18 protein-coding genes are annotated in these 22,593 nt (G+C 65.6%); 5 read left to right on the top strand and 13 right to left on the bottom strand.

Annotation, left to right across the window (positions count from 1 at the left end):
* From GTP45_RS24935 to kdpF, 5 genes are all read right to left on the bottom strand, one after another.
* On the bottom strand, window positions 1-1,187 hold a 1,187-nt coding region (locus GTP45_RS24935), incomplete at its 3' end, for a KdpD family sensor histidine kinase (RefSeq protein WP_503826747.1).
* A 15-nt stretch (window positions 1,188-1,202) separates the two neighbouring features.
* Window positions 1,203-1,790 (bottom strand): potassium-transporting ATPase subunit KdpC, encoded by a 588-nt coding sequence (kdpC, locus tag GTP45_RS24930; protein ID WP_161016555.1) that lies wholly within the window; start codon window positions 1,788-1,790, stop codon window positions 1,203-1,205.
* Window positions 1,791-1,799: 9 nt separating this feature from the next.
* Window positions 1,800-3,932, bottom strand: coding sequence for a potassium-transporting ATPase subunit KdpB (kdpB, locus tag GTP45_RS24925; RefSeq protein ID WP_161016554.1), 2,133 nt, complete (start codon window positions 3,930-3,932; stop codon window positions 1,800-1,802).
* A 9-nt stretch (window positions 3,933-3,941) separates the two neighbouring features.
* On the bottom strand, window positions 3,942-5,729 hold the full coding sequence (gene kdpA / locus GTP45_RS24920) for a potassium-transporting ATPase subunit KdpA (protein ID WP_161016553.1): 1,788 nt from the start codon (window positions 5,727-5,729) through the stop codon (window positions 3,942-3,944).
* A 1-nt stretch (window position 5,730) separates the two neighbouring features.
* The gene (gene kdpF / locus GTP45_RS24915; RefSeq protein WP_161016552.1) at window positions 5,731-5,820 is read right to left on the bottom strand and encodes a K(+)-transporting ATPase subunit F; all 90 of its coding nucleotides are present in this window, start codon (window positions 5,818-5,820) and stop codon (window positions 5,731-5,733) included.
* Between the two features lie 282 nt (window positions 5,821-6,102).
* On the opposite strand from kdpF, the gene dapA reads away from it, so the two are divergent.
* From dapA to GTP45_RS24900, 3 genes are all read left to right on the top strand, one after another.
* Window positions 6,103-7,131, top strand: a complete 1,029-nt coding sequence (dapA, locus tag GTP45_RS24910) for a 4-hydroxy-tetrahydrodipicolinate synthase (protein WP_161016551.1) — start codon at window positions 6,103-6,105, stop codon at window positions 7,129-7,131.
* Complete coding sequence (locus GTP45_RS24905) at window positions 7,128-7,691, top strand: hypothetical protein (protein ID WP_161016550.1); 564 nt, start codon at window positions 7,128-7,130, stop codon at window positions 7,689-7,691. Before dapA ends, GTP45_RS24905 begins: the two co-directional genes overlap by 4 nt.
* A gap of 199 nt (window positions 7,692-7,890) precedes the next feature.
* Window positions 7,891-8,361 (top strand): hypothetical protein, encoded by a 471-nt coding sequence (locus tag GTP45_RS24900; RefSeq protein WP_161016549.1) that lies wholly within the window; start codon window positions 7,891-7,893, stop codon window positions 8,359-8,361.
* A gap of 30 nt (window positions 8,362-8,391) precedes the next feature.
* Here GTP45_RS24900 and GTP45_RS24895 read toward each other — a convergent pair whose 3' ends face one another.
* Genes GTP45_RS24895 through GTP45_RS24885 form a run of 3 tightly spaced genes read right to left on the bottom strand, consistent with a single transcriptional unit; the run spans window position 8,392 to window position 10,056 of the window.
* Window positions 8,392-9,141 (bottom strand): TorF family putative porin, encoded by a 750-nt coding sequence (locus GTP45_RS24895; RefSeq protein WP_161016548.1) that lies wholly within the window; start codon window positions 9,139-9,141, stop codon window positions 8,392-8,394.
* Window positions 9,142-9,175: 34 nt separating this feature from the next.
* The gene (locus GTP45_RS24890; protein WP_161016547.1) at window positions 9,176-9,754 is read right to left on the bottom strand and encodes a ParA family partition ATPase; all 579 of its coding nucleotides are present in this window, start codon (window positions 9,752-9,754) and stop codon (window positions 9,176-9,178) included.
* Window positions 9,751-10,056, bottom strand: a complete 306-nt coding sequence (locus GTP45_RS24885) for a hypothetical protein (RefSeq protein WP_161016546.1) — start codon at window positions 10,054-10,056, stop codon at window positions 9,751-9,753. Before GTP45_RS24885 ends, GTP45_RS24890 begins: the two co-directional genes overlap by 4 nt.
* Window positions 10,057-10,267: 211 nt before the next feature.
* Between GTP45_RS24885 and GTP45_RS24880 the strand changes: the two genes are divergently transcribed.
* Both GTP45_RS24880 and parC read left to right on the top strand, forming a co-directional pair.
* Entirely contained in the window at window positions 10,268-12,265 is a 1,998-nt protein-coding gene (locus GTP45_RS24880; RefSeq protein WP_161016545.1) for a DNA topoisomerase IV subunit B, read from the top strand.
* Window positions 12,266-12,557: 292 nt separating this feature from the next.
* The gene (gene parC / locus GTP45_RS24875) at window positions 12,558-14,855 is read left to right on the top strand and encodes a DNA topoisomerase IV subunit A (protein ID WP_161016585.1); all 2,298 of its coding nucleotides are present in this window, start codon (window positions 12,558-12,560) and stop codon (window positions 14,853-14,855) included.
* Window positions 14,856-14,987: 132 nt separating this feature from the next.
* Here the strand turns inward: parC and GTP45_RS24870 are convergent, their stop codons facing one another.
* The 5 genes from GTP45_RS24870 to GTP45_RS24850 all read right to left on the bottom strand — a co-directional run bounded on the left by GTP45_RS24870 (window position 14,988) and on the right by GTP45_RS24850 (window position 22,525).
* Complete coding sequence (locus GTP45_RS24870) at window positions 14,988-15,455, bottom strand: hypothetical protein (RefSeq protein ID WP_161016544.1); 468 nt, start codon at window positions 15,453-15,455, stop codon at window positions 14,988-14,990.
* 85 nt (window positions 15,456-15,540) lie between these two features.
* Window positions 15,541-16,950, bottom strand: coding sequence for an IgA Peptidase M64 (locus tag GTP45_RS24865; RefSeq protein WP_161016543.1), 1,410 nt, complete (start codon window positions 16,948-16,950; stop codon window positions 15,541-15,543).
* 78 nt (window positions 16,951-17,028) lie between these two features.
* Window positions 17,029-18,246 carry a cyanophycinase gene (locus tag GTP45_RS24860; RefSeq protein ID WP_161016542.1) on the bottom strand — a complete coding sequence of 406 codons (1,218 nt, stop codon included), beginning with the start codon at window positions 18,244-18,246 and terminating at the stop codon, window positions 17,029-17,031.
* Between the two features lie 162 nt (window positions 18,247-18,408).
* On the bottom strand, window positions 18,409-19,728 hold the full coding sequence (locus GTP45_RS24855) for a cyanophycinase (RefSeq protein WP_161016541.1): 1,320 nt from the start codon (window positions 19,726-19,728) through the stop codon (window positions 18,409-18,411).
* Window positions 19,729-19,786: 58 nt separating this feature from the next.
* Entirely contained in the window at window positions 19,787-22,525 is a 2,739-nt protein-coding gene (locus GTP45_RS24850; RefSeq protein WP_161016540.1) for a TonB-dependent receptor, read from the bottom strand.
* Window positions 22,526-22,593 lie beyond the last annotated feature (68 nt).

Below are 22,593 nucleotides of genomic sequence, written 5' to 3'. Positions count from 1 at the left end.
CCGCTGGCCACGGCCGGCGCCGCGGCCGGCGCTTCGTTGCGCGGCACGCCGATTTCGATCAGGTCGAGGTCGGGCGCGTATTCGGCCAGGCGCTTGATGGGCGGCGCGCGCCATGGCCAGCGCAGCCAGCCGCCGTGGGCGCGGCCCAGCACCAGCTTGGACAGGTTGTGGCCGCGCGCGTAGTCGAGCGCCGCGTGGGCGATGTCGGGGCCGGACAGCACGGCGGTGGTGGCGCCCAGGTCTTCGGCCAGCTTGAGGTGTTTCAGGATCTGCTCGCGCTGCGCGGCCGGCAGGCGCTGCAAGGCCGGCGTCTCGACGTACACCGCGTGCCAGCCGGTGCCCAATTGGCTGGCCAGCCGCGCGGTGCTGCGCACGGTGTGTTCGCCGTCGGCGCGCGGGCCGACGCAGGCCAGCAGCGCGGCGCCGGTTTTCCAGATGTCGGCGATCGATTTTTCCACCCGGTAGGCGCGCACGTCGTCTTCGATGCGGTCGGCGGTGCGCCGCAGCGCCAGCTCGCGCAGGGCGATCAGGTTGCCTTTGCGGAAGAAGTTGCGCGAGGCCCGTTCGGCCTGCGCCGCCGGGTACACCTTGCCGCCCTGCAGGCGCGCCAGCAGTTCGTCGGCCGGCACGTCGACCAGCACCACTTCGTCGGCCTGGTCGAACACGGTGTCGGGCAAGGTCTCGGCCACGCGGATGCCGGTGATGCCGCCCACCACGTCGTTCAGGCTTTCCAGGTGCTGGACGTTGACGGTGCTCAGCACGTCGATGCCGGCGTCCAGCAGCTCCTCGACGTCTTGCCAGCGCTTCGGATGGCGCGAACCGGGCGCGTTGGAGTGCGCCAGTTCGTCCATCAGGATCAGCGGCGGCTGCAGGGCCAGCGCGCCGTCGAGGTCAAACTCGGCCAGCTGTTTGCCGCGATACGCCACCGCGCGCGGCGGCAGCAGCGGCAAGCCGGCCAGCATGGCGGCGGTGTCGGCGCGGCCGTGGGTTTCCACCACGCCGACCAGCACCGGCTGGCCGTCGGCCTGCAGCTTGCGCGCGGCGGCCAGCATGGCGTAGGTTTTGCCCACGCCGGCCGAGGCGCCGAAGTAGATACGCAGTTTGCCGCGCGCGGCCTTGCGCTCCTGCGCCTGCACCTGCGCCAGCAGCGCATCAGGGTCAGGGCGGACGGAGTCGGAGGGAAACATGGCCATGCGCGGATTTTACCCTTTCACGTAGGGCTTGGCGCGATCGAGCGCCAGATTCAGCGCCAGCACGTTGACGCGCGTCTCGCCGAAAAAGCCCAGCCACTGTCGTTGCTGGTGGGCGTCGATCAGCGACCACACTTGCTCGACGCTGATTTTGCGCGCCACGGCAATCCGGCCGGCCTGGTAGCGCGCGCCGGCCACGCTGATCTCGGGATCGAGGCCGCTGGCCGAGGCGGTCACCAGCTCGATCGGGATGGCGGCGGTGTTGGCCGGGTCGGCCGCGCGCAGCGCCTCGATGCGGCCTTTGACGGCGTCGATCAGGGCCGGGTTGGTCGGGCCCTGGTTGGCGCCGCCCGAGCCGGCCGCGTTGTTCGGCATCGGCGCGGTGGCCGATGGCCGGCCCCAGAAGTATTGCGGCGAACTGAAGGCCTGGCCGATCAGCGACGAGCCGATGGCCTTGCCGTTCACTTCGACGATGCTGCCGGCCGCCTGCGCCGGGAAGGCGGCGCTGCCGATGCCGGTGACGGCCAGCGGGTACAGTACGCCGCAGATCAGGGTCAGCGCGGCAAACACGGTGACGGCGGGACGGAGTTGCTTAGTCATGATGAGTCCTTAAACCAGATTGAAGGCGACCAGCAGCAGGTCGATGGCCTTGATGCCGAGGAACGGCAGGATGATGCCGCCCACGCCGTACAGCAGCAGGTTGCGGCGCAGCAGCGCCACCGCGCCGATCGCGCGGTACTGCACGCCTTTCAGCGCCAGCGGGATCAGCACCACGATGATCAGGGCGTTGAAGATCACCGCCGACATGATGGCCGAGGCCGGGCTGGCCAACTGCATCACGTCCAGCGCCTTCAGCTGCGGGAAGGTGCCGACAAACGCCGCCGGGATGATGGCGAAGTATTTGGCGATGTCGTTCGAAATCGAGAAGGTGGTCAGCGAGCCGCGCGTCATCAGCATTTGCTTGCCGATTTCGACGATCTCCAGCAGCTTGGTCGGATTCGAATCCAGGTCGACCATATTGCCGGCTTCCTTGGCGGCCTGGGTGCCGGAGTTCATGGCCACCGCCACGTCGGCCTGCGCCAGCGCCGGGGCGTCGTTGGTGCCGTCGCCGGTCATGGCCACCAAGCGGCCTTCGGACTGGTAGCTGCGGATCAGTTTCAACTTGTCTTCCGGCGTCGCTTCGGCCAGGAAGTCGTCGACGCCCGCTTCGGCGGCTATCGCGGCGGCGGTCAGCTTGTTGTCGCCGGTGATCATCACGGTTTTGATGCCCATGCGGCGCAGTTCGGCAAAGCGCTCCTTGATGCCGCCTTTGACGATGTCTTTCAGTTCCACCACGCCCATCACGCGGCCGCCATCGACCACCACCAGCGGCGTGCTGCCGCGGCGCGCGATGTCGTCCACGGCGCGCGCGGTGTCGGCTGGATACGGTTGGCCCAGCGACGCGACGTAGTGACGCACGGTGTCGGCTGCGCCCTTGCGAATGGCGCGCATGGCAGGCGCGGCGCCGCTGGCGGTGGGCACGGCGTCCGGGATGTCCACGCCGCTCATGCGGGTCTGCGCGGTGAACGGCACGAATACCGCGTTCAGCGCCGCCATCTCGCGTTCGCGGATGTTGAACTTTTGCTTGGCCAGCACCACGATGCTGCGCCCTTCCGGCGTGTCGTCGGCCAGCGAGGCCAGTTGCGCCACGTCGGCCAGCTGCTGCTCGGTCACGCCCGGCGCCGGCACGAAGGCCGCGGCCTGGCGGTTGCCCAGGGTGATGGTGCCGGTTTTATCGAGCAGCAGCACGTCGACGTCGCCGGCCGCTTCCACCGCGCGGCCCGAGGTGGCAATCACGTTGGCCTGCATCATGCGGCTCATGCCGGCCACGCCGATGGCCGACAGCAGGCCGCCGATGGTGGTCGGGATCAGGCACACCAGCAGCGCGATCAGCACCGTGATGGTCACCGGCGTGCCGGCGCCGGCGGCCGACACCGAGAACAGCGAGAACGGCAGCAGGGTCACGGTGACGACCAAAAATACGATGGTCAGCGCCACCAGCAGGATGGTCAGGGCGATCTCGTTGGGCGTTTTCTGGCGCTTGGCGCCTTCCACCATGGTGATCATGCGGTCGAGGAAGGTCTCGCCCGGATTGGCGGTCACGCGCACCACCAGCCAGTCCGACAGCACCCGGGTGCCGCCCGTGACGGACGAGAAGTCGCCGCCCGATTCGCGGATCACCGGCGCCGATTCGCCGGTAATGGCGCTCTCGTCGACCGAGGCCACGCCTTCGATCACTTCGCCGTCGATCGGGATCACGTCGCCCGCTTCGACCAGGATGTAGTGGCCCTTGCGCAGGTCCAGCGCCGGCGCCGGCAGCCAGGTGGTGCCGTGCTTGGGCGTGGCCAGCTTCTTGGCGGTCACGCTTTGCTTCAGGCTGCGCAGCGACGCCGCTTGCGCCTTGCTGCGGCCCTCGGCCAGCGCCTCGGCGAAGTTGGCAAACAACACCGTGAACCACAGCCACACGGCGGTGGCGGCAATGAAGCCGAACGGCGCTTCGCCCTGCCCGCCCAGCGCCTGCACGGCCAGCAAGGTGGTGATGATGCTGCCGATGTAGACCACGAACATCACCGGGCTGCGCAGCTGGGTGCGCGGGTGCAGCTTGCGGAATGCATCAACGATGGCCGGCACGACCAGCTGCGAGTCGAACATGCGCAGCTTCTTGGCCGGTGGATTGGTGAATAAAGTACTCGCTTGTGACATGGTGACTCCTTATTTTGCAAACAGCTGCAGGTGTTCGACGACCGGGCCCAGCGCCAGCGCCGGCACGTAATTGAGCACGCCGACCAGCACCACCACGCCGCACAGCAGGCCGATGAACATGGCGCCGTGGGTCGGCATGGTGCCGGCGTTGGCTTCCAGGCGCTGCTTGCCGGCCAGCGAACCGGCAATCGCCAGGATCGGCACGATCATGGCGAAGCGGCCAAACCACATGGCGATCGCCAGCAGGGTGTTGTAGAACGGCGTGTTGGCGGACAGGCCGGCAAACGCGCTGCCGTTGTTGTTGGCCGCCGAGCTGAACGCGTACAGGATTTCCGAGAAGCCGTGCGCGCCGGGATTGGCGATGCCGGCCTTGCCGGCCTCGCACAGCACGGCAATCGCGGTGCCGGCCAGTACCAGCGTCGGCGTGACCAGGATCGCGATCGAGGTCATTTTCATTTCATACGACTGGATTTTCTTGCCCAGGTATTCCGGCGTGCGGCCGATCATCAGGCCGGCAATGAACACCGCCATGATGGCGAAGATCAGCATGCCGTACAGGCCGGAACCGACGCCGCCGAAGATCACTTCGCCGAACTGGATCAGCAGCATCGGCATCATGCCGCCGATCGGGGTGAATGAATCGTGCATGGCATTGACGGCGCCGCAGGAGGCGGCGGTGGTCACCGCAGCGAACAGGGCCGAGGCGCTGACGCCGAAGCGGGTTTCCTTGCCTTCCATATAGCCGGCGCTCTGGTCGACGCCCAGCGCTTGCAGGCCCGGGTGGGCCGCTTGCTCGGCGCCCATCACCACGCAGGTGCAGAGTACGAACAGCACCGTCATCGCGCCCAGCACCGCCCAGCCCTGGCGCTGGTCGCCGACCATGCGGCCAAAGGCGAAGCACAGGCCGGCCGGGATCAGGAAGATGGCCAGCATTTGCACGAAGTTGCTCAATGCGGTCGGATTCTCGTACGGGTGGGCCGAGTTGGCGTTGAAGAAGCCGCCGCCGTTGGTGCCCAGCATCTTGATCGCTTCCTGCGAGGCGACCGGGCCCATGGCGATGGTCTGGCTGGTGGCGGTCACGCTTTCGGTGACCACTTCGCCGTTGGCGTCTTTCAGCGGCTGGCCGTCGGCGCCGACCTTCGGCTGGCTGTAGGTGACCGGGTCGAGCAATTGCACTTCTTTATACGCCGAGAAGTTCTGGATCACGCCTTGGCCCATCAGGAACACGGCAAACAGCAGCGACAGCGGCAGCAGCAGGTACAGGGTCGAGCGCACGATGTCGACCCAGAAGTTGCCGATCGATTTGGCCGAGCGCGAGGCGAAGCCGCGGATCAGCGCGTAGGCCACGGCGATGCCGGTGGCGGCCGAGAAGAAGTTCTGGCCGGCCAGCACCAGCATCTGGGTCAGGTAGCTCATGGTCTGCTCGCCGCTATAACCCTGCCAGTTGGTGTTGGCAACAAAGCTGACGGCGGTGTCGAAGGCCGAGTCCGGGCTGACGTTGGCCATCGCCTGCGGATTCAGGGGCAGCCACGCTTGCACCCGTTGCAGCGCGTAGGTGACCAGTGCGCCGATGATGCTGAACAGCAGCAGCGAGACGGCGTAGGATTTCCAGCCCTGGCCTTCTTTCGGATTGACGCCGGCGGCGCGGTAGATCAGGTGTTCGACTTTGGCCAGCCAGCCCATGCCCGGGATGGCCGAGCCGTCGCCGATGCGGGTCAAGAGGATGCCGAGCGGGTAGGCCAGTGCCAGCAGCACCGCCAGGAACACGATCAGCAGCACGGTAGATTGCATGCTCATATTACAGCTCCTCCGCTTTCAGCAAGGCCACCACCAGGTACACCAGCAGGCCGGCCGACGCGATTGCGCCGATCACGTAGAACGTGTTCATGGCTGGCCTCCCAGCTTGTCGCAGCCGGCGGCCATGGCCACGGCTGCTGCGTAAAAGAGCACCAGCGCTCCGATAAATACTAAGTCCATCACACCCTCACAGGTCTTGTTTTGATAGGAGGAAGCTTAGCCACAAGGGTCTAAAGATTTTGTAAAGACTTGGCGAGGGGGTGTAAACAAGGCGTAAAAATTTACGTTTTCTTTACGCCCGGCGCGGGATTCTTTAGAACGTTTTTACGGCCGTCTCGCTAGGCTGGAGCCATCGCAACTACTGGTGAATATCATGGACACTTGTTTACACGGCATCTGGGTGCCGCTGGTGACGCCGATGCAGCACGGCGAGCTGGATTTAGCCTGCCTGCAGCGCCTCGCCGACCGCGTGATCGGCGACGGCGCGCACGGCCTGGTGGTGTGCGGCACCACCGGCGAAGCGCCGCAGCTGGACCTGGCCGAGCAGAGCGCGGCGCTGGCGGCGGTGCTGGAGGTGGCGCACAAGCGCTGCCCGGTGCTGATGGGCATCGGCGGCAGCGACACTTTTGCCGCCGCCAGCCGGGTGCTGGAGTTTGACGACGCGGACTTGGCCGGCTATCTGGTCTCGACGCCGGCCTATGTGCGGCCGTCGCAGGAGGGTCTGCTGCGCCACTTCGAGACGATTGCCGATGCCACTTCGCGGCCTATCGTGCTGTACAACGTGCCGGCGCGCACCGGCGTCAACCTGGAGCTGGCGACGGCCTTGCGCCTGGCCAGGCGGCCGCAGTTTGCCGCCATCAAGGAAGCCGGCGGCAGCCTGCGCCAGATGCTGGACTTGGTGCAGCAGACGCCGCTGGCGATGCTGTGCGGCGATGATGTGCTGCTGTTCTCGGCCCTGTGCGGCGGCGGCCATGGGGCGATTTCGGCGTCGGCGCATATCCGTACCGATTTGTATGTGCAGCTGTATGACCTGGTGCGCGCGCAGCGTTTGCGCGAGGCGCGCGCGCTGGCGGCGGCGCTGCTGCCGATGATGCAGCTGCTGTTCTCGGAGCCGAATCCGGCGCCGTTGAAGGCGGCGCTCAGCATGCAGGGCTTGCTGCGCGATGAATTGCGCTTGCCGATGGTGCCGGCGACCTTGGCTTGCAAGGAGAAGCTGGCAGCGGCCTTGGAAGCGTTGGACAGCATGCCGGTCTACCGCTCTGCCGCGGGCGCAGGCGCAGGCGCTGCCTATGCCGGCGTCGGCGCCGATGCGACGGCGGCGGGGGCCGCCGGGCCGGCCGCAGCTGCGGCCTCTGATGGCACGGCGCGCTATTCGCTGGCGCACGCCATGGCGGCCATATGATCGTCGCGCTCACTGGTGTCGACGGCGACAGCGCCGTCTCCGATCTGGCCGAGGATCTGGCCATGCTGCGCGTGGCCGCCGGCAAGCGCGTGCTGCTGGTCTCGCCCAATCCCGGCGCTTATGATGCGCAGCTTTATGATGATCTGGTGGTCGATGCCTCGCCGCACGGCGCCATCAAGGCCGATGCCTCGCTGAAACGGGCCAGCGTGATTCTGGCGCTGCTGCATCCTGAATCGCTGGAGCAGCCGGACGACTACGCTGCGCTGCTGGCCCGCTTGCAAGTGGCGCAGCGCATCAATCCCGGCGTGCGCGTGCTGGTCACGGTGGCGCACGGCCGCCGCCCGCTCACCGCGCACCAGGCCGGCTGCCTGCTGGTGTTCGTCGCCCAGCTGCCGCAAGCCCGCTTGGCCGACACCCTCGTCCTCGACGACAGCGCCGATACCTACCACTCGCGCCACAGCGAACTGGAACTGCACGCCTACAAGGCCGACCGCAAACTCTGCGCCCCCGAAGTCCGCCACCTCTACCGCGAAATTTTCCGCCCGGCCTGGAGGGCATAGGTGTGTGGGGTGTCTTTTTTTGGCGTTTTACTAAAACCTACTAATCCTTACTAGACCTTACTAATCCCTGCTATTTCGTACTAATGGAACTAACAGCCGCCCAGCCGCTCTAACACTTTAGTAAGAAATAGCACGCTCTAGTAAGCATTAGTAAGGATTAGTAGGTTTTAGTAAAACGCCATTTTCGGAGACCCCCATCATGTCTGCTCTCGACATTCCCGTCCGCATAGATGCCGAGCTACTGCGAGAGCTCGGCGACTTCACCGGCATACTGTGGTCCAACATTGCGCTCGAACCCATCATCTGCGAAGCGATCCGTGCCTACATGCAGCCGCCGCCGGCAGATCAAGCACAAGCGCAGCAGCCTGCCGCAAGCGACGCAGGCTATCAATGGAAACAGGTCTTTCTTCCTGAAGGCACCAGGCTGCGCGCGCGCTTTGGCCGGGCGCCCTACTTCGCCACCGTACAGAATGCGGAAATTAAATGCGGCGAGCAATCGCTGTCGCCATCGGACTTTGCCAACCTGCAAGGCAGCGGCAATCGCAATGCCTGGAAAGCCATTTGGCTGCGCTTTCCCGGCAGCGGACAATGGGTGCTAGCCGACACCTGCCGCGCGCAGCAAAATACCGCAATCACCCAACTATTTAAGCAAGCGCCGCAAGCATCATAAGCATGCTGCGGCGCGCGCTTCAATCACTGCTTAAAAAACCTTGCTGATCATCAGTTGCAGCGCGGTTTTGCCGAGGAACTTGTTGTTGGCGGCCGAGGTGTAGGCCGATTCCTGGGCGTTGGTGCCGATCACGGCCAGCGCGCCGGTCACCACGCCGAAGTCCTTGGTCACGCCCAGCTTCCAGTCGGTGTACGAGGCAGCATCGTTGTGCTTCACCTCCTGGCGGCCGGCGTGCAGGTTGATGGTATAGCCATCGCCGGCATCGATGTTGGCGCCCAGATCCAGGTAGCCACTGTTTTTGCTGTCTGCAAAGCCAAACAGATTGGTCACCGAATGCGAATATTTAGCGTAGGCCGGGCCGTAACCGAGCTGGCCGTAAATCTCGGTGGTATTGGCGCTGACCGGCAGCGCATTGGAAGCATAAACATAAGTCAGCACGCCGACGTCATACGACAGCGCCTCGCTCACTTGGCCGCGCTTGCCCGCATACAGGTCCAGCTCGACGCTGCCATCGCCGCCCGCATCCTTGATCCAGGTAATGGTCGAGGCCCACGCGCCGGCATAAAAGCCGGTCGGATTGTTCACGTAATCGGCGCCGCCCTGCAAAGCCGGCTGCAAGCGCGTTTGCGAAATGCCGCGATAGCGGTAGTCGCTGGCCACCGCCACGTTGAAGCTGACCGCGTTATCCGGCACGGCGGCCGGCGCCGGTGCGTCTTCGGCGCGGGCGGTGTGGGCGGCAAAGGCAGCAACGACGGCTGCGGCAAGTACTAATTTCTTCATGTTCTACTTCCTATCAGTGCATCAGTGGTTAACATCAGTGGTTAAAAACTTCGCGGTACAGCGCGTCCATATCGGCCGGCGCGGCGCCGCGAATAATGGTGCTGGCCAGCGTGGCCGACATCACCCGCGCCACGTAGGCGCGCACCGCGGCGCGCTCCTCGTCGCTGGGTGCGCCGTCGACGCCGACCAGTACAAACAGCACGCGCAAGCCGGGATTGAACATGCGCGCGGAATTCAGGCGGGCAATCAGCTTGTACTGGCTGCCCAGATCGACTTGCTGCGGCGTCACCGGCACCACCGCCAGCCGCGCGGCGATCAGCGCGGCGCGGCTCTCGGCCGTGTCGCGGCCCTCGGTGTCGATCACAATGTCGTTATAGCGGGTGCGCAGCAGTTCCAGCTCGCCCAGCAGGGCGCGCCCGGTAATCACGCGGGCGGCCACGCGCGGCGTCACGCCGGCCGCCGCCATCTCGCTGCACCAGGCGCAGGACTGCGCTTTCGGGTCGGTATCGACCAGCATCACGCGCCGCCCGGCACGCGCGCGCAGCAGCGCCAGGTTGTTGGCAACGATGGCCTTGTCGGCCCCGCCGCACGGGCTGGCGATGGTGACTATCACGCCGTGCCCCGCGCCAGCGCCGTCATGCGGCCAAACTCGGCGCCCGGCAAGGCGCGCATCACGGCCACCATCACCTGCCCGGCCAGCGCCCGCGACAGGCACAGCCAGACCTTGACGCGGGTGCCGTGGTCGCAGGCCTCGACCCGCATGAACTGCATCGCCTCGCCGCAGGTGCGCATCACCAGCGCCCGCAGTTCGGTCACGGCGGCCGCGTCCACGGTCAGCTGCATCAGGCAGGCACGGGCCGCACGGGCCGGCTTGGCGCGGCGCTGGGCGGCCTGGGTGTGGAAAAAGGCGTGCATGACAGACCTCCGTGAACTGGTTTCGATGGGAGAAAGCTTATCGATCGCGGCGTAAAAACGGTCTAAAAAGGCGGGGCAGCGTTGTAAACATCGTGTATAAATTGCGCGGCGCGCAATTTTTGCCGCGCAGCCTGCGCAGTTGAGGATAGAATACGCAAAACAATGCACGAACTGTACATAAACCCAGTATCAAGAAAACAAGCTTGCCCGTATGGCCACTAAAAAACCCGTTTCCGACTACAGCGAATCCTCCATCCGCGTCCTCAAGGGACTGGAGCCCGTCAAGCAACGCCCGGGCATGTACACCCGCACCGAGAACCCGCTGCACATCATCCAGGAAGTGATCGACAATGCCGCCGACGAGGCGCTGGGCGGCAATTGCAACACCATCATCGTGACCCAGAACGCCGACGGCAGCGTGACCGTCGAGGACGACGGCCGCGGCATCCCGGTCGGCCTGCACCCGGAAGAAGGCGTGCCGACGGTGGAAATCGTGTTTACCCGGCTGCACGCCGGCGGCAAGTTCGACAAGGGCAAGGGCGGCGCCTACGCCTTCTCGGGCGGCCTGCACGGCGTCGGCGTGTCGGTCACCAACGCGCTGTCCAAGCGCCTGGAGATCACGGTGTGGCGCAAGGAGCCGAACGGCACCGGCCTGCACCACCTGGTATTCGAGCACGGCGACGTGGTCGAGCCATTGAGCTCGGTGGTGGCGCCGCGCGACGCCAAGAAATCCGGCACCCGCGTTACCGTGTGGCCGGACGCCAAGTATTTTGACTCCGCCGCCATCTCGCAAACCGAGCTGCAGCGCCTGTTGCGCTCGAAAGCGGTGCTGCTGCCGGGCGTGTCGGTCACGCTGAACAACGCCAAGAGCGGCGAATCGCAGACCTGGCAGTACAAGGACGGCCTGCGCGGCTACCTGACCGAGGCGCTGGCGCAAGCGAGCGACGGCGAGACCCTGATCCCGCTGTTCGAGGGCGAGCAGTTTGCCGGCCCCGACGCCGAAGGCTTTGCCGAGGGCGAAGGCGCCTCGTGGGTGGTGGCGTGGACCGAGCAAGGCGCCATCGTGCGCGAATCGTATGTCAACCTGATCCCGACGCCGAACGGCGGCACCCACGAATCGGGCTTGCGCGACGGCCTGTACGGCGCCGTCAAAAACTTCGTCGAAATGCACTCGCTGCTGCCGAAAGGCGTCAAGCTGCTGCCGGAAGACGTGTTTGCGCGCGCCTCGTTCGTGCTGTCGGCCAAGGTGCTCGATCCGCAGTTCCAGGGCCAGATCAAGGAGCGCCTGAACTCGCGCGACGCGGTGCGCCTGGTGTCGAGCTTCTCCAAGCCGGCGCTGGAACTGTGGCTCAACCACCACGTCGACTACGGCAAGAAGCTGGCCGAGCTGGTGATCAAGCAGGCGCAGTCGCGGCTGCGCTCGGCGCAAAAAGTCGAGAAAAAGAAATCCTCGGGCGTGGCCGTGTTGCCGGGCAAGCTGACCGACTGCGAATCGACCGACACCGAGCGTACCGAGCTGTTCCTGGTCGAGGGCGACTCGGCCGGCGGCTCGGCCAAGATGGGCCGCGACAAGGAATTCCAGGCCATTTTGCCATTGCGCGGCAAGGTCTTGAACTCGTGGGAAACCGATAAAGACCGCCTGTTTGCCAACAACGAGATCCACGATATTTCGGTGGCCATCGGCGTCGACCCGCACACGCCCAACGACACGCCCGACCTGTCGGGCCTGCGCTACGGCAAAATCTGCATCCTGTCCGATGCCGACGTCGACGGCTCGCACATCCAGGTGCTGCTGCTGACCTTGTTCTTCCGCCACTTCCCGGCGCTGATCGCCAAAGGCCACATCTGCATCGCCCGGCCGCCGCTGTACCGGGTGGACGCGCCGGCGCGCGGCAAAAAGCCGATCCAGAAGCTGTACGCGCTGGACGACGGCGAACTGGTGGCGATCGAGGACAAGCTGCGCAAGGACGGCCTGAAGGAAGGCGCGTGGTCGATCTCGCGCTTCAAGGGCCTGGGCGAGATGAACGCCGAGCAGCTGTGGGAAACCACCATGAACCCGGACACCCGGCGCCTGTTGCCGGTGGCGCTGGGCGGCTTTGGCCTGCACGAAGCGGCGGCCCGCTTCAACATGCTGATGGGCAAAGGCGAAGCAGCCGCGCGCCGCGCCTGGATCGAGGAACACGGCAACGAAGCCGAAGCAGATATTTGATGCACCATCGTCATTCCGGCGCAAGCCGGAACGCCGCGGGACAGACTACACAAGCAAACACACCATGACTCAAGCAAATCTCTTTGACGAACCGGCGCCGGACGAGGCGCCAGCCGACACGCCGGCCGAAGTGCAAGCGGCGCCTGCGCCGGCAGTGGCAGCAGCCATCCATGCCGAGATCCAGCCGGCCGCCGACGATGGCGGCGCTGACGATGGCGGCGCTGACGATGGCGGCGCTGACGATGGCGGCGACGGCGACGGCGGCAACGGCGGCGGCGGCGACGACAACGGCATGTTCGGCGGCGGCGACAATGGCGACGGCGGCGACGCGCTGACCCTGTCCACGTTTGCCGAGCGCGCCTACCTCGACTACGCCATCTCGGTGGTCAAAGGCCGCGCCCTGCCCGACGTCTGCGACGGCCAGAAGCCGGTGCAGCGCCGCATCCTGTACGCGATGAACGAAATGGGCCTGAACAGCGCCGCCAAGCCGCGCAAATCGGCCACCGTGGTCGGCGACGTGCTGGGCAAGCTGCACCCGCACGGCGACCAGTCGGTGTACGACGCCATGGTGCGCATGGCGCAGGACTTCTCGCTGCGCTACCCGCTGATCGACGGCCAGGGCAACTTCGGCTCGCGCGACGGCGACGGCGCGGCGGCAATGCGCTACACCGAGGCGCGCCTGACGCCGATCGCCAAAGTGCTGCTGGACGAAATCAACCTCGGCACCGTCGACTTCCAGGCCAACTACGACGGCTCGACCGAAGAACCGTGCCTGCTGCCGGCGCGCCTGCCGATGGTGCTGTTGAACGGCGCCTCCGGCATCGCGGTCGGCCTGGCCACCGAAATCCCGTCGCACAACCTGGGCGAAGTGGCGCAGGCGGCCGTCGCCATGATCCGCAATCCTAAGATCACCCACAGCGAGCTGATGGCGCTGGTGCCGGGCCCCGACTTCCCGGGCGGCGGCCAGATCATCACGCCGCCGGCGCAGATCGCCGATATGTACGCGAGCGGGCGCGGCTCGATGAAAGTGCGGGCGCGCTGGAAAATCGAAGAACTGGCGCGCGGCCAGTGGCAGGCGGTGGTGACCGAACTGCCGCCGGGCACCTCGGCGCAAAAAGTGCTGGAAGAAATCGAAGAACTGACCAATCCAAAGATCAAGCTGGGCAAGAAAGCCCTGTCGCCGGAACAGCTGGCGCTGAAATCGCTGATCCTCAATTCGCTCGACACCATCCGCGACGAATCGGGCCGCGCGGCGCCGGTGCGCCTGGTGTTCGAGCCGAAATCGAAAAACCAGGATCAGACCGAATTCATGCTGCTGCTGCTGGCGCACACCTCACTGGAATCGTCGGCCTCGATCAACCTGGTGATGATCGGCGGCGACGGCCGTCCGCGCCAGAAAGGCCTGAGCGACATCCTGAGCGAATGGATCAGCTTCCGCTTCGCCACCGTCACCCGCCGCACCCAGTACAAGCTGGGCAAGGTGGACGCGCGCATCCACATCCTGGAAGGCCGGCAGACCATCCTGCTCAATATCGATGAAGTGATCCACATCATCCGCAACTCGGACGAACCGAAAGCGGCGCTGATCGCGCGCTTCAAGCTGTCCGAGATCCAGGCCGAAGACATCCTGGAAATCCGCCTGCGCCAGCTGGCGCGGCTGGAAGCGATCAAGATCGAGCAAGAGCTGGCCGAGCTGCGCAAGGAAAAGCAGATGCTGCAAGACCTGCTGGACAATCCATCGTCGATGAAGCGCGCCATCATCAAGGAAATCGAGAGCGACGCCAAGACCTATGGCGACGCGCGCCGCACCCTGATCGAAGAAGCGCAAAAAGCCGTGGTCGAGCAGAAAGTGGTGGACGAGCCGGTCACCGTGATCATTTCCGAGAAGGGCTGGATCCGCGCCCGCACCGGCATCGGCCACGACGCGACCCAATTCACCTTCAAGGCCGGCGACAGCCTTTATGGCGCGTTCGAATGCCGCACGGTCGACCACCTGCTGGCGTTCGGCAGCAACGGCAAAGTGTACTCGGTGCCGGTGGCGGCCTTGCCGAACGCGCGCGGCGACGGCGTGCCGGTCACCACCCTGATCGACCTGGCGCCGGGCGCGCGCATCCTGCACTACTTTGCCGGCGCCGCCGCCACCCGCTTGCTGCTGGCCACCAGCGCCGGTTTCGGCTTCGAGACCAAGGCCGGCGACATGGTCAGCCGCATCAAGGGCGGCAAATCGTTTATTACGCTGGACGATGGCGACGTGCCGCTGCCGCCGACCGTGATCCCGGATACGGCCAGCGCGGTAGCGGTGCTGTCGTCGGGCGCGCGGGTGCTGGTGTTTGGCATGGACGAAATGAAAGTGCTGACCAATGGCGGGCGCGGCGTGATCCTGATGGAGCTGGCCGACAAGGAAACCCTGCTGGCGGCCAAGCCGATCAGCCAGAAAGGCGTGACCGTGTTTGGCACCGGGCGCGGCGGCAAGGCGCAGGAAGAGAAACTGTCGGCGTCGGCGCTGGCGGTGCACTTCGGCAAGCGCGCGCGCAAGGGCAAAGAGCTGGCGACCAAAATCAAGCCGACCGGCTTGGTGCCTATTGTTTAACCCGCACTGCGGCGGGCGTGGGGTCGGACCCGTAGGGTCCGACCCCGGGTGCTAATGACGCTGCGGCTCATGCCTAAGACGTAGGGTCTGACCCCGCATGGGGTCAGACCCTGCATCGCTTTGGGTTAGTGCTTAGTGCTTGGCGGCGGCTTCCTTCACCTCGGCGTCAGCCTTGGCCTTGACAGCGGCGGTCTTGTTGGCGGCCAGCGCTTTGTCTTCGGTGGCGTCCACTGCGGCCTTGATCGCCTTGGCGTCGGCCTTCACGGTTTTCTTGTCGGCCTTTTCCTCGGCTTTCGCGATGGCCTTGTCGCCCTTGGCGGCGGCCTTGGCCTTGTCTTCAGGATCGGCCTTGGCCACTTTCTCGTTGGCCTTGGCCGCTTCTACCGCAACCTTGGCTTGCTGCTCTTCGTGCACCTTGTCGGCCTTGGCAATGGCCTTGTTGGCCTTCTTGTCGGCCTTGGCGTCGGCTTTCATTTCCTTCTGTTCGGCCTTGGCGATATCCTTGTTGGCTTCGGCCTGGGCTTTCACGACATCCGACGATTGCGCAAAGGCGGCGGTGGCAAACAGGCCGGCGATCAGCGTGGCGATAATCTTATTCATGGTGTATCCCTTTCGGTGTTGTTGGAGTGCGTGAGACAAATCTTATGTTCACTCCGATACACACTCTGTACGCTGACGTACACAATTACCGTTTCGGCGCCGCGTACAGGTCGATGATGGCGGTGATCGCCTGCGCGCACACCGAGCAGAAGGTCTCGCTGCGGTCGAACATGATGCATTGCATCTCGGGGCGGTAATAGCCGGTCGCCTCGTAGTTGGCGCCCTCGAACGCACCCACCGTGTGGCGGTGCGGATCGGCCGAGAACAGCGCCGTGCTTTGCTGGAGGTCGCGGGTGAACAGCGCGCTCATTTCCGCCTCCGGGCGCTGGTTGGCGCGCAGCGCGGCGCGTTCTTTCTGGAACGCGCGCGCGGCGGTCTCGTAGGTCTGCTTCGGCCATGGCGTCGGCAGCGGCGTGCCCTCTTTCACGAACTTCTTCCACTTGAGATTGGCCGGGTCTTGCAGCGCGGTGGCGTTCGGCTCCCACGGTTCGCGGCGCTCGCCGCCGGTGGCGTAGGCCACCGGCGAGGTGTAGTACTCGTCGGCCAGGCCGGCAAAGTGGTGGCCGAATTCGTGCACGAACAGGTAGTTGGCCCAGTCATTGTCGGCCGCCGCCGTGCTGAACTGGCCGAAGATGCCGCCGCCGCCGTAGGTCTCATTGTTCACCAGAATCTCGATGAACTCATACGGCGCGTACTGCGCCAGCTCGCGCAGGGCGCGGTTGTCGGTGGTCAGCACATAGCGCTCGCTGCCGAAGATATCGTAGCGCGTGCCCAGCGGCGATTCCTTGTGCACGCCGGTCGAGGGGCGCGACACGCCCGATTCGCTGGTCGGCAGCGCGATGGCCCAGACGTTGAAATCCTGGGCGCGCTCCTTGAACGGCGAGGTGGCAAACAGGTGGTCGGCCAGGCGGCGCGCGGCGGCCTCGAATTTCTTCATGTCGGCCTTGGTATAGCCGTCGCCGACGATCAGCAGGTCGACCTTGTCTTCAGAGGGACCGTTGACGCGGATGCCGATCGGCTTGGCCGGCGCCGGCGGCTGCTTGCGGATCACGTCCATGGCGTTTGGGTCGACCTCGGTGGTCCACACCACAGAGAACAGATTGCGTTCATCGCGCTTGAGGATGCGCACCTTGACCGGCTGCTCGGGCTTGGGGAAACGCACGGACTCCTGGAAGCCGCGGTTGCTGCGCGCTGCTTCTTCGGTGCTGCGCCACTCGGCAAACACGGTGGAGAAGCCGCGCGAGTACAGCAGCTTGCCGGTCTTGGCGTCCACTACTTCCACCATATTGTTACCGCGGTTGGTGTTGTCGATGGTTTGCGCCATGCTGCCGGGCCACGGCAGCGGCTCGATCACCACGCGTTCGGCGGCGTAGTGCTCGTCAAGCGCGTTGCCGCTGTGGAGGTAGTCGAGGCGCACGGTGGCCGGCTGCGCGGCCAGCGCCGGCAAGGCGGCCGAGGCGCACAGCGCCAGCACGGAGGTGAGGTAGCGGATCATGGGAGTCCTTGGCGGTCAGTTGAAAACGTGACCGCCATTGTAAGCCCGCGGCCGGCACGGCGGCGAGCCCGCCCCGGGCTATTGCGCGCCGAGCGACTGGCCGATGTCGAGCGGGCGGATGTCGAGGCGCAGGCGCAGGATGGAGTAGCTGTGCGGCGCGGCCGAGGCGTAGCCGGCGCTGTCGCGGGTCTTGCTGAGCGTGAACTGGAAGCCCAGCTCCGGCAGCGCCGTGTTGCGGCCGCTGGTGGCAATGCCGATGGCCTCGGTGCGGCGGCTGTTGACCAGGTTTTCCATCAGCTCGACCAGCGCGTTGCGGCCCAGGATATCGGGCGAGAACACCGGCTCGGCCAGCAGGTCGCGCCGCGCCGTCAGCTTGCCGCCGGCCTTGGCCTCGGACGGCGTGAAAGTGTGGCTGGCCAGGTCGTACAGGTCGCCGCGGTCGAGGTAGCTGATCACGGCGTTGCTGACGTTGAAGCCGGCGCTGGCGGCATCGGTGGTGGCGCGCGTCAGGTCGACCAGCAGCGCGCCCTTGCTGCCGACGATTTCCACGCGGCGCTGCGCATCGACCACCATGGCGGTGTTCTCATCGATGCCGAGGCCGTACTTGTAGCCCTTCTTCAGCATGGCCGGGATCATGCGCGCAAAGCGGCCGCGCACCAGAAAGTGCTGGTCGACAAACACATCGTCGCCGATGAAGCCGAGGCCGGGAGCGATTTCCTGGCCCTCGGTGACGCCGCCGCGCAGGGTGGCAAACACGGTCTTGGGCGCATAAAACATGGTACTGCTCATCACGGCCGCGCCGGCGCTGTTGCCGGCCACCACGCCGCCGTTGCGGTACACCTCCCATACCGCCTCCAGCACCGCGCTGCGGGTGCCGTCCGGGCGCACCAGCGCCTGGGTGATGCGGGCCTGGTCGCCGCCGGAGAAAAACACGCCGCCGGCGCCGCGCACGGCGTCGGCCAGCAGCGGGTCGTCGGCGGCCTTGCGGTAGTCGCTGTCGGCCAGCTTGACGGCCAAGGGAACCTGGAAAGCGTCGGCGCCGTAGCGGTTCAGGTAGTCGACGATGGCGGCCGCCACCGGGGCCGGGTCGGCGGCGGCCGAGGCGAATACCGCGATGCGCGCGCCCTTGCCGCCGGCCAGCGCGACGATGCGCTGCCAGACCGCGTCGTTATCGGGTTTCAGGCCGCCGCCGATGATGACCAGCGCGCCCTTGGCCGATGGCGCGGCGGGCGCGGCCGACGCCGGCACGGCCAGCATCAGCGCCGCGTGTAACAGGAATTTGAGAACCATGCGCATACAGGCTCCGACAAAGGGGCTAGACGGGTTGGCAGTGCTGCGCGATTGCACCCCGAACGAAAGGGTCTGACCCCGTACGGGGTCAGACCCTGAAGCAAACGGTGTGCGGGTTGGGGTGGTGCCGCGCGCGCTCTTAACCCCATTAATATACCTGAATGCGCGTCAGCGGTAGCGGTACAGCGGCTGCTGCAGCTGGATCGGCCGGATGTCCAGGCGCAGCTTGAGCACCGAGTAGGCCTCCACCTCGGTGGAGCTGTAGCCGACGCTGTTGATGGTCTTGCTGAACCTGAACTCGAAGCCCAGCTCGGGGTTGAAGTCGCGCGGATTGCCAAAAGCGATGCCGATGGCTTCCTGCTGGGCGTTGTCGATCAGGTTGACCATCAAGTCCAGCACCGCGTTATTGCCCAGGATATCGTTGGTATAGACCGGCTCGCGCGTGTCCGGCTGGTTCGGATCGAGCTTGTTGTCGGCCTTGTCCGGCGACGGCGTAAACTCGCGCGTCACCAAATTAAACTTGTCGCCGCGATCCAGATAGCTGATCGTCGCGTTGGAAATATTAAAGCCCTTGATGCCGCGGTCGGTAATCGCCGCCGACAAGTCGAGCAGCAGCGCGCCGCTGTAGCCGATGATTTCCACATCGCGCTTGGCGTTGACCACCATGGCGGTGTTCTCGTCGATGCCGAGGCCGATCTGATAGCCCTTCTTCAGCATCACCGGGATCATGCGCGCAAAGCGGCCGCGCACCAGCAGGTGCTGGTCGACAAACACATCGTCGCCGATGAAGCCGAGGCCGGCCGATATCTCATGGCCGTCGTTGACGCCCTGCTTGAGCATATCAAGGGTCGACTTGGCGTCGTAAAACATGGTGGTGCTCATGATGGCGGCGCCGGCGCTGGAGCCGGCAATCACGCCGCCGTCGCGGTACACGTCCCACACCGCGTCCAGCGCCGCCGTGTGCGTGCCGTCCGGGCGCACCAGCGCGCGCGAGATGCGGGCCTGGTCGCCGCCGGTGAAATAAATCCCGGTGGCCGAGTGAATCATGGCAATCACTTCCGGGTCTTCGGCGGCCTTGCGGTAATCGCTGTTGGGCCAGGTCACGCCCAGCGGAATCGCAAACGCCTGGGCGCCGTACTGATTGAGCTTGTTGACCGTGGCCTGCGCGGCGTTTTCCGGGTTGATCGAGGCCGAGCCGAACACGCCGATGCGCGCGCCCTTGCCGCCGGCCAGCTGGACGATGCGCTGCCACACCTCGGCATTCTCGGTGCGCAGGCCGCCGCCGATGATCACCAGGTTGCCCGCCGGCGGCGCCAGCACCGGCTTGGGCGGCGGCACCGCCTTGGCTGGCTTGCTGCTCTTGCCCGGCACCTGTACCTTGGGCACCGGCGTGGTGGCCGCCGCCTGCGCGGCGCCCGCCCACACCAGCAGCCAGAGCATGCAGAAACGCATGCACAGGTGCTGCAGCCTCAAACCAGTTACTTTCATGTTCCCCTTCCGATCCCGTCCAGTGCCAGATGATACCAAGCAATTGCTTAAAAACGCATTACTTGAATGCGTAATTTACACTGGCATAGAAGCGGCGGCCGCGGACGTCGGTGTAGGTCGGGTCGTAGCCGGAAATGAAGTGGTAAGCCTGGTTCGAGAACGGCGGCGCGGTATCGGCCAGATTCTGGATGCCGGCCCGCACCTTGATCGCCTTGGTGGCCTGCCAGGCGCCGGTCAGATCCCACAGCGAGTAGGACTTGACGCGGTTGGCCTTGACCACGCTGCCGTCGTCGGTGTTGATGGCCGAGTTCTGGTCTTCATAGCCGCTGCTGAAGGTGTTCGACAGGCTGGCCGCGAACGGGCCGCTGTCCCAGTCCAGGGTGATGGTATGGCGCCAGCGCTGCACCACGCCGTCGGTGACAAAGCGGCCCAGATTGCTGACGTAAGGGCTGTCCTTTTCGTTCTGGATCTTGGAGTCGGTCACATAGGTGCCGCTCAGGCGGCCGCCGAAGTTGCCGGCCCAGGTCTTCACGCCCTTGTAGTCGATGGTCAGGTCAATGCCAGCCGCTTTCTGGGCGCCGCGGTTTTCCTTGTACAGGTCGACGTATTCGATGTACTGGTCTTCATCGCGGTGGATCAGGCTGGCGTACTTGGTCGAGTTGGCCAGCAGCACGTCGTCGCCGATTTCGGCGATCAGGTCGGTGCGCTTGATGTTCCAGTAGTCGATCGACAGCAGCACCTGCTTGCTCGGCTGCAGCACCATGCCGGCCGAGAACTGGCGGCTGCGCTCCGGTTTCAGGTTTGGATTCGCGTAGCGGTGGGTTTCCCAGGCGTTGGCGCAGTCGGCATAGCTGTTGTCGACGGTGGCGCAATAGGTGGGATCCGGCAGGGTGGCCATGTGGCTGACCTGCATCGGACGGTACAGGTCGGTCATCGACGGCGCGCGGAAGCCGCGCCCGGCCGAGGCGCGGAACAGCATGCTCTTGGCCGGCATGTAGCTGAGGCCGACCTTCGGGCTGGCCGCGCCGCCGACCACCTGGTAGTGGTCGTAGCGCGCCGACAGCTGCGCCTCGAGCTGCTTGGTGAGCGGCAGCAGCAGCTCGCCGTACACCGCCTTGATGTTGCGCGCATAGCTGGTGGCCTCGCCGCCGACCGGCGCGAAGTCGTTGTTGATGTTGTCGCTCAGCAGCAGCGCCGACGGCCGGTAGGCGGTCTTCTCACGGCGCACCTCGCCGCCCACGGCCAGCGCGGCCTCGCCGCCGGCCAGTTCGCCGACCGGGTGCGACAGCTTGAAATCGAGCGAGTCCATGGTGCCGCGCGCGTGGCGCACCTCGTCGTTGACCTGGATGCTGTTGAGCAGCTTGATGCCCTCGGCGCTGGACGGGCCGAACGGGTTGACCAGGCCGTCGGCAATGCCCTGCATCAGCTTGTCGTACAGCAGGTAGCCGTGGGTGTCGCGGTCCTTGACCACGTTGACGCTGTGATTGAAGCCGAAGTCGTAGTCCCAGCCGTTGTGGCTGCCGGTCCAGCCGACCACGTAGCGCTGGCTCTCGCTGGTCAGCTCCGAGGTGCGGCGGCCAGCCTCGAACAGGCGCATGTTCAGCTGCACTTCGCCGGGCACGTCGTCGTCGGCGCTGGCCTCGTCCGACAGCAGGTTGTACTTGGCCAGCGCCGGCACCAGGCGGTAGTCGATATAGCCGGTCACGCGCGCCGACGAGGCCGCGTAATAGGTCTTGGCGCGGCTCAGCGCCACCTCGGCGTACAGCTGGTTTTCCGGGTTGATCTGCACCACGCCGCGCGACAGGAAGTTGGCCTTCTCCGATTTCGGGTACAGCTCGGTGTCGCCCATGTAGTTGTAGGTGCAGGCGTCGACGCCGCCGGTGCCGTCGGGCAGGTACAGATTGGCCGGCGGGTTGCAGTTCGGCACCGCCGGGTTGATGGTGCGGTTGGTCAGCGGCTTGCCGTTGATGGTGAAGCCCTGGTCGTTGAGGTAGTCGCGCTGGGCGCCGGTCAGGCGGATATTGGCCGGCGAGGTGTAGCCCGACAGCAGGTGCGGCAGGCGCTCGGCGATATGCAGGTCGTTGATGAAGCCGCGCTGCGAGGTCGACAGCGCGTCGGTGCGCTGGAAGTCGGCCACGGCAAACACATTGAAGCCGTGCTGGGCCAGGTCGCCATAGCCGGCGGTGATGCTGGCGGTGCGCTTGCCGGCGCCGCCTTCCTTGGTTTTCAGGCCGTAGGCGTTCAGCTCCACGCCCTGGAAATCCTTGCGGGTGATGAAGTTGATCACGCCGCCGATGGCGTCGGTGCCGTACAGCGCCGAGGCGCCGTCGAGCAGCACTTCCACGCGGGCGATGGCGGCGGCCGGGATGTTGTTGAGGTCAACGCCGGTATCGTCGCCGGGCGAGGCGAAATTGGCCATGCGGCGGCCGTTCAACAGCACCAGGGTGGAAGAGGTGCCGATGCCGCGCAGGTTGGCGCTGTTGAAGCCGCGCTGATCCTTGCCGTCGGTGATCGAGACGCCGTCGGTCAGGCCGCCGACGTTGGCCGACAGCCGCGCCAGGATTTCGCTGGCGGTGGTGACGCCGACTTTATCGATTTCTTCACGGGTGATCACCTGCACCGGCAGCGCGGTTTCCGATTCGATGCGCTTGATGGCCGAGCCGGTGATTTCCACTTTCGGCAGCGGCGCCGATGCCGGCGCGGCGGCGTCCTGCGCCACCGCGTTGCCGAGCAGGCCGGCCGCCGCCCCCACGCCCAGCGCCAGCCGCACGGCGCGCGTCATCATGGTATTCCGCATATTCTCTCCCCGTTGTTCGATATGTAAATAATTCATTTAAACTAACTGTACGCACATGTAGCCAAAAA

Origin of the sequence: Duganella rivi (assembly GCF_009857435.1) — a bacterium.
Taxonomy (GTDB): domain Bacteria; phylum Pseudomonadota; class Gammaproteobacteria; order Burkholderiales; family Burkholderiaceae_D; genus Rugamonas; species Rugamonas rivi.
Note: the sequence above shows the minus strand (reverse complement) of the source record. Positions and strands in the feature narration are given on the sequence as shown.

What these genes read in the sequence shown, in the direction of transcription:
- kdpB (WP_161016554.1), bottom strand. Translation starts at nt 3,932, where the DNA reads ATGTCACAAGCGAGTACTTTATTCACCAATCCACCGGCCAAGAAGCTG.
- GTP45_RS24895 (WP_161016548.1), bottom strand. Translation starts at nt 9,141, where the DNA reads ATGAAGAAATTAGTACTTGCCGCAGCCGTCGTTGCTGCCTTTGCCGCC.
- GTP45_RS24880 (WP_161016545.1), top strand. Translation starts at nt 10,268, where the DNA reads ATGGCCACTAAAAAACCCGTTTCCGACTACAGCGAATCCTCCATCCGC.
- dapA (WP_161016551.1), top strand. Translation starts at nt 6,103, where the DNA reads ATGGACACTTGTTTACACGGCATCTGGGTGCCGCTGGTGACGCCGATG.
- kdpF (WP_161016552.1), bottom strand. Translation starts at nt 5,820, where the DNA reads ATGAACACGTTCTACGTGATCGGCGCAATCGCGTCGGCCGGCCTGCTG.
- GTP45_RS24905 (WP_161016550.1), top strand. Translation starts at nt 7,128, where the DNA reads ATGATCGTCGCGCTCACTGGTGTCGACGGCGACAGCGCCGTCTCCGAT.
- GTP45_RS24900 (WP_161016549.1), top strand. Translation starts at nt 7,891, where the DNA reads ATGTCTGCTCTCGACATTCCCGTCCGCATAGATGCCGAGCTACTGCGA.
- GTP45_RS24885 (WP_161016546.1), bottom strand. Translation starts at nt 10,056, where the DNA reads ATGCACGCCTTTTTCCACACCCAGGCCGCCCAGCGCCGCGCCAAGCCG.
- GTP45_RS24855 (WP_161016541.1), bottom strand. Translation starts at nt 19,728, where the DNA reads ATGAAAGTAACTGGTTTGAGGCTGCAGCACCTGTGCATGCGTTTCTGC.
- parC (WP_161016585.1), top strand. Translation starts at nt 12,558, where the DNA reads ATGTTCGGCGGCGGCGACAATGGCGACGGCGGCGACGCGCTGACCCTG.
- GTP45_RS24860 (WP_161016542.1), bottom strand. Translation starts at nt 18,246, where the DNA reads ATGCGCATGGTTCTCAAATTCCTGTTACACGCGGCGCTGATGCTGGCC.
- GTP45_RS24870 (WP_161016544.1), bottom strand. Translation starts at nt 15,455, where the DNA reads ATGAATAAGATTATCGCCACGCTGATCGCCGGCCTGTTTGCCACCGCC.
- kdpC (WP_161016555.1), bottom strand. Translation starts at nt 1,790, where the DNA reads ATGACTAAGCAACTCCGTCCCGCCGTCACCGTGTTTGCCGCGCTGACC.
- kdpA (WP_161016553.1), bottom strand. Translation starts at nt 5,729, where the DNA reads ATGAGCATGCAATCTACCGTGCTGCTGATCGTGTTCCTGGCGGTGCTG.
- GTP45_RS24865 (WP_161016543.1), bottom strand. Translation starts at nt 16,950, where the DNA reads ATGATCCGCTACCTCACCTCCGTGCTGGCGCTGTGCGCCTCGGCCGCC.
- GTP45_RS24850 (WP_161016540.1), bottom strand. Translation starts at nt 22,525, where the DNA reads ATGCGGAATACCATGATGACGCGCGCCGTGCGGCTGGCGCTGGGCGTG.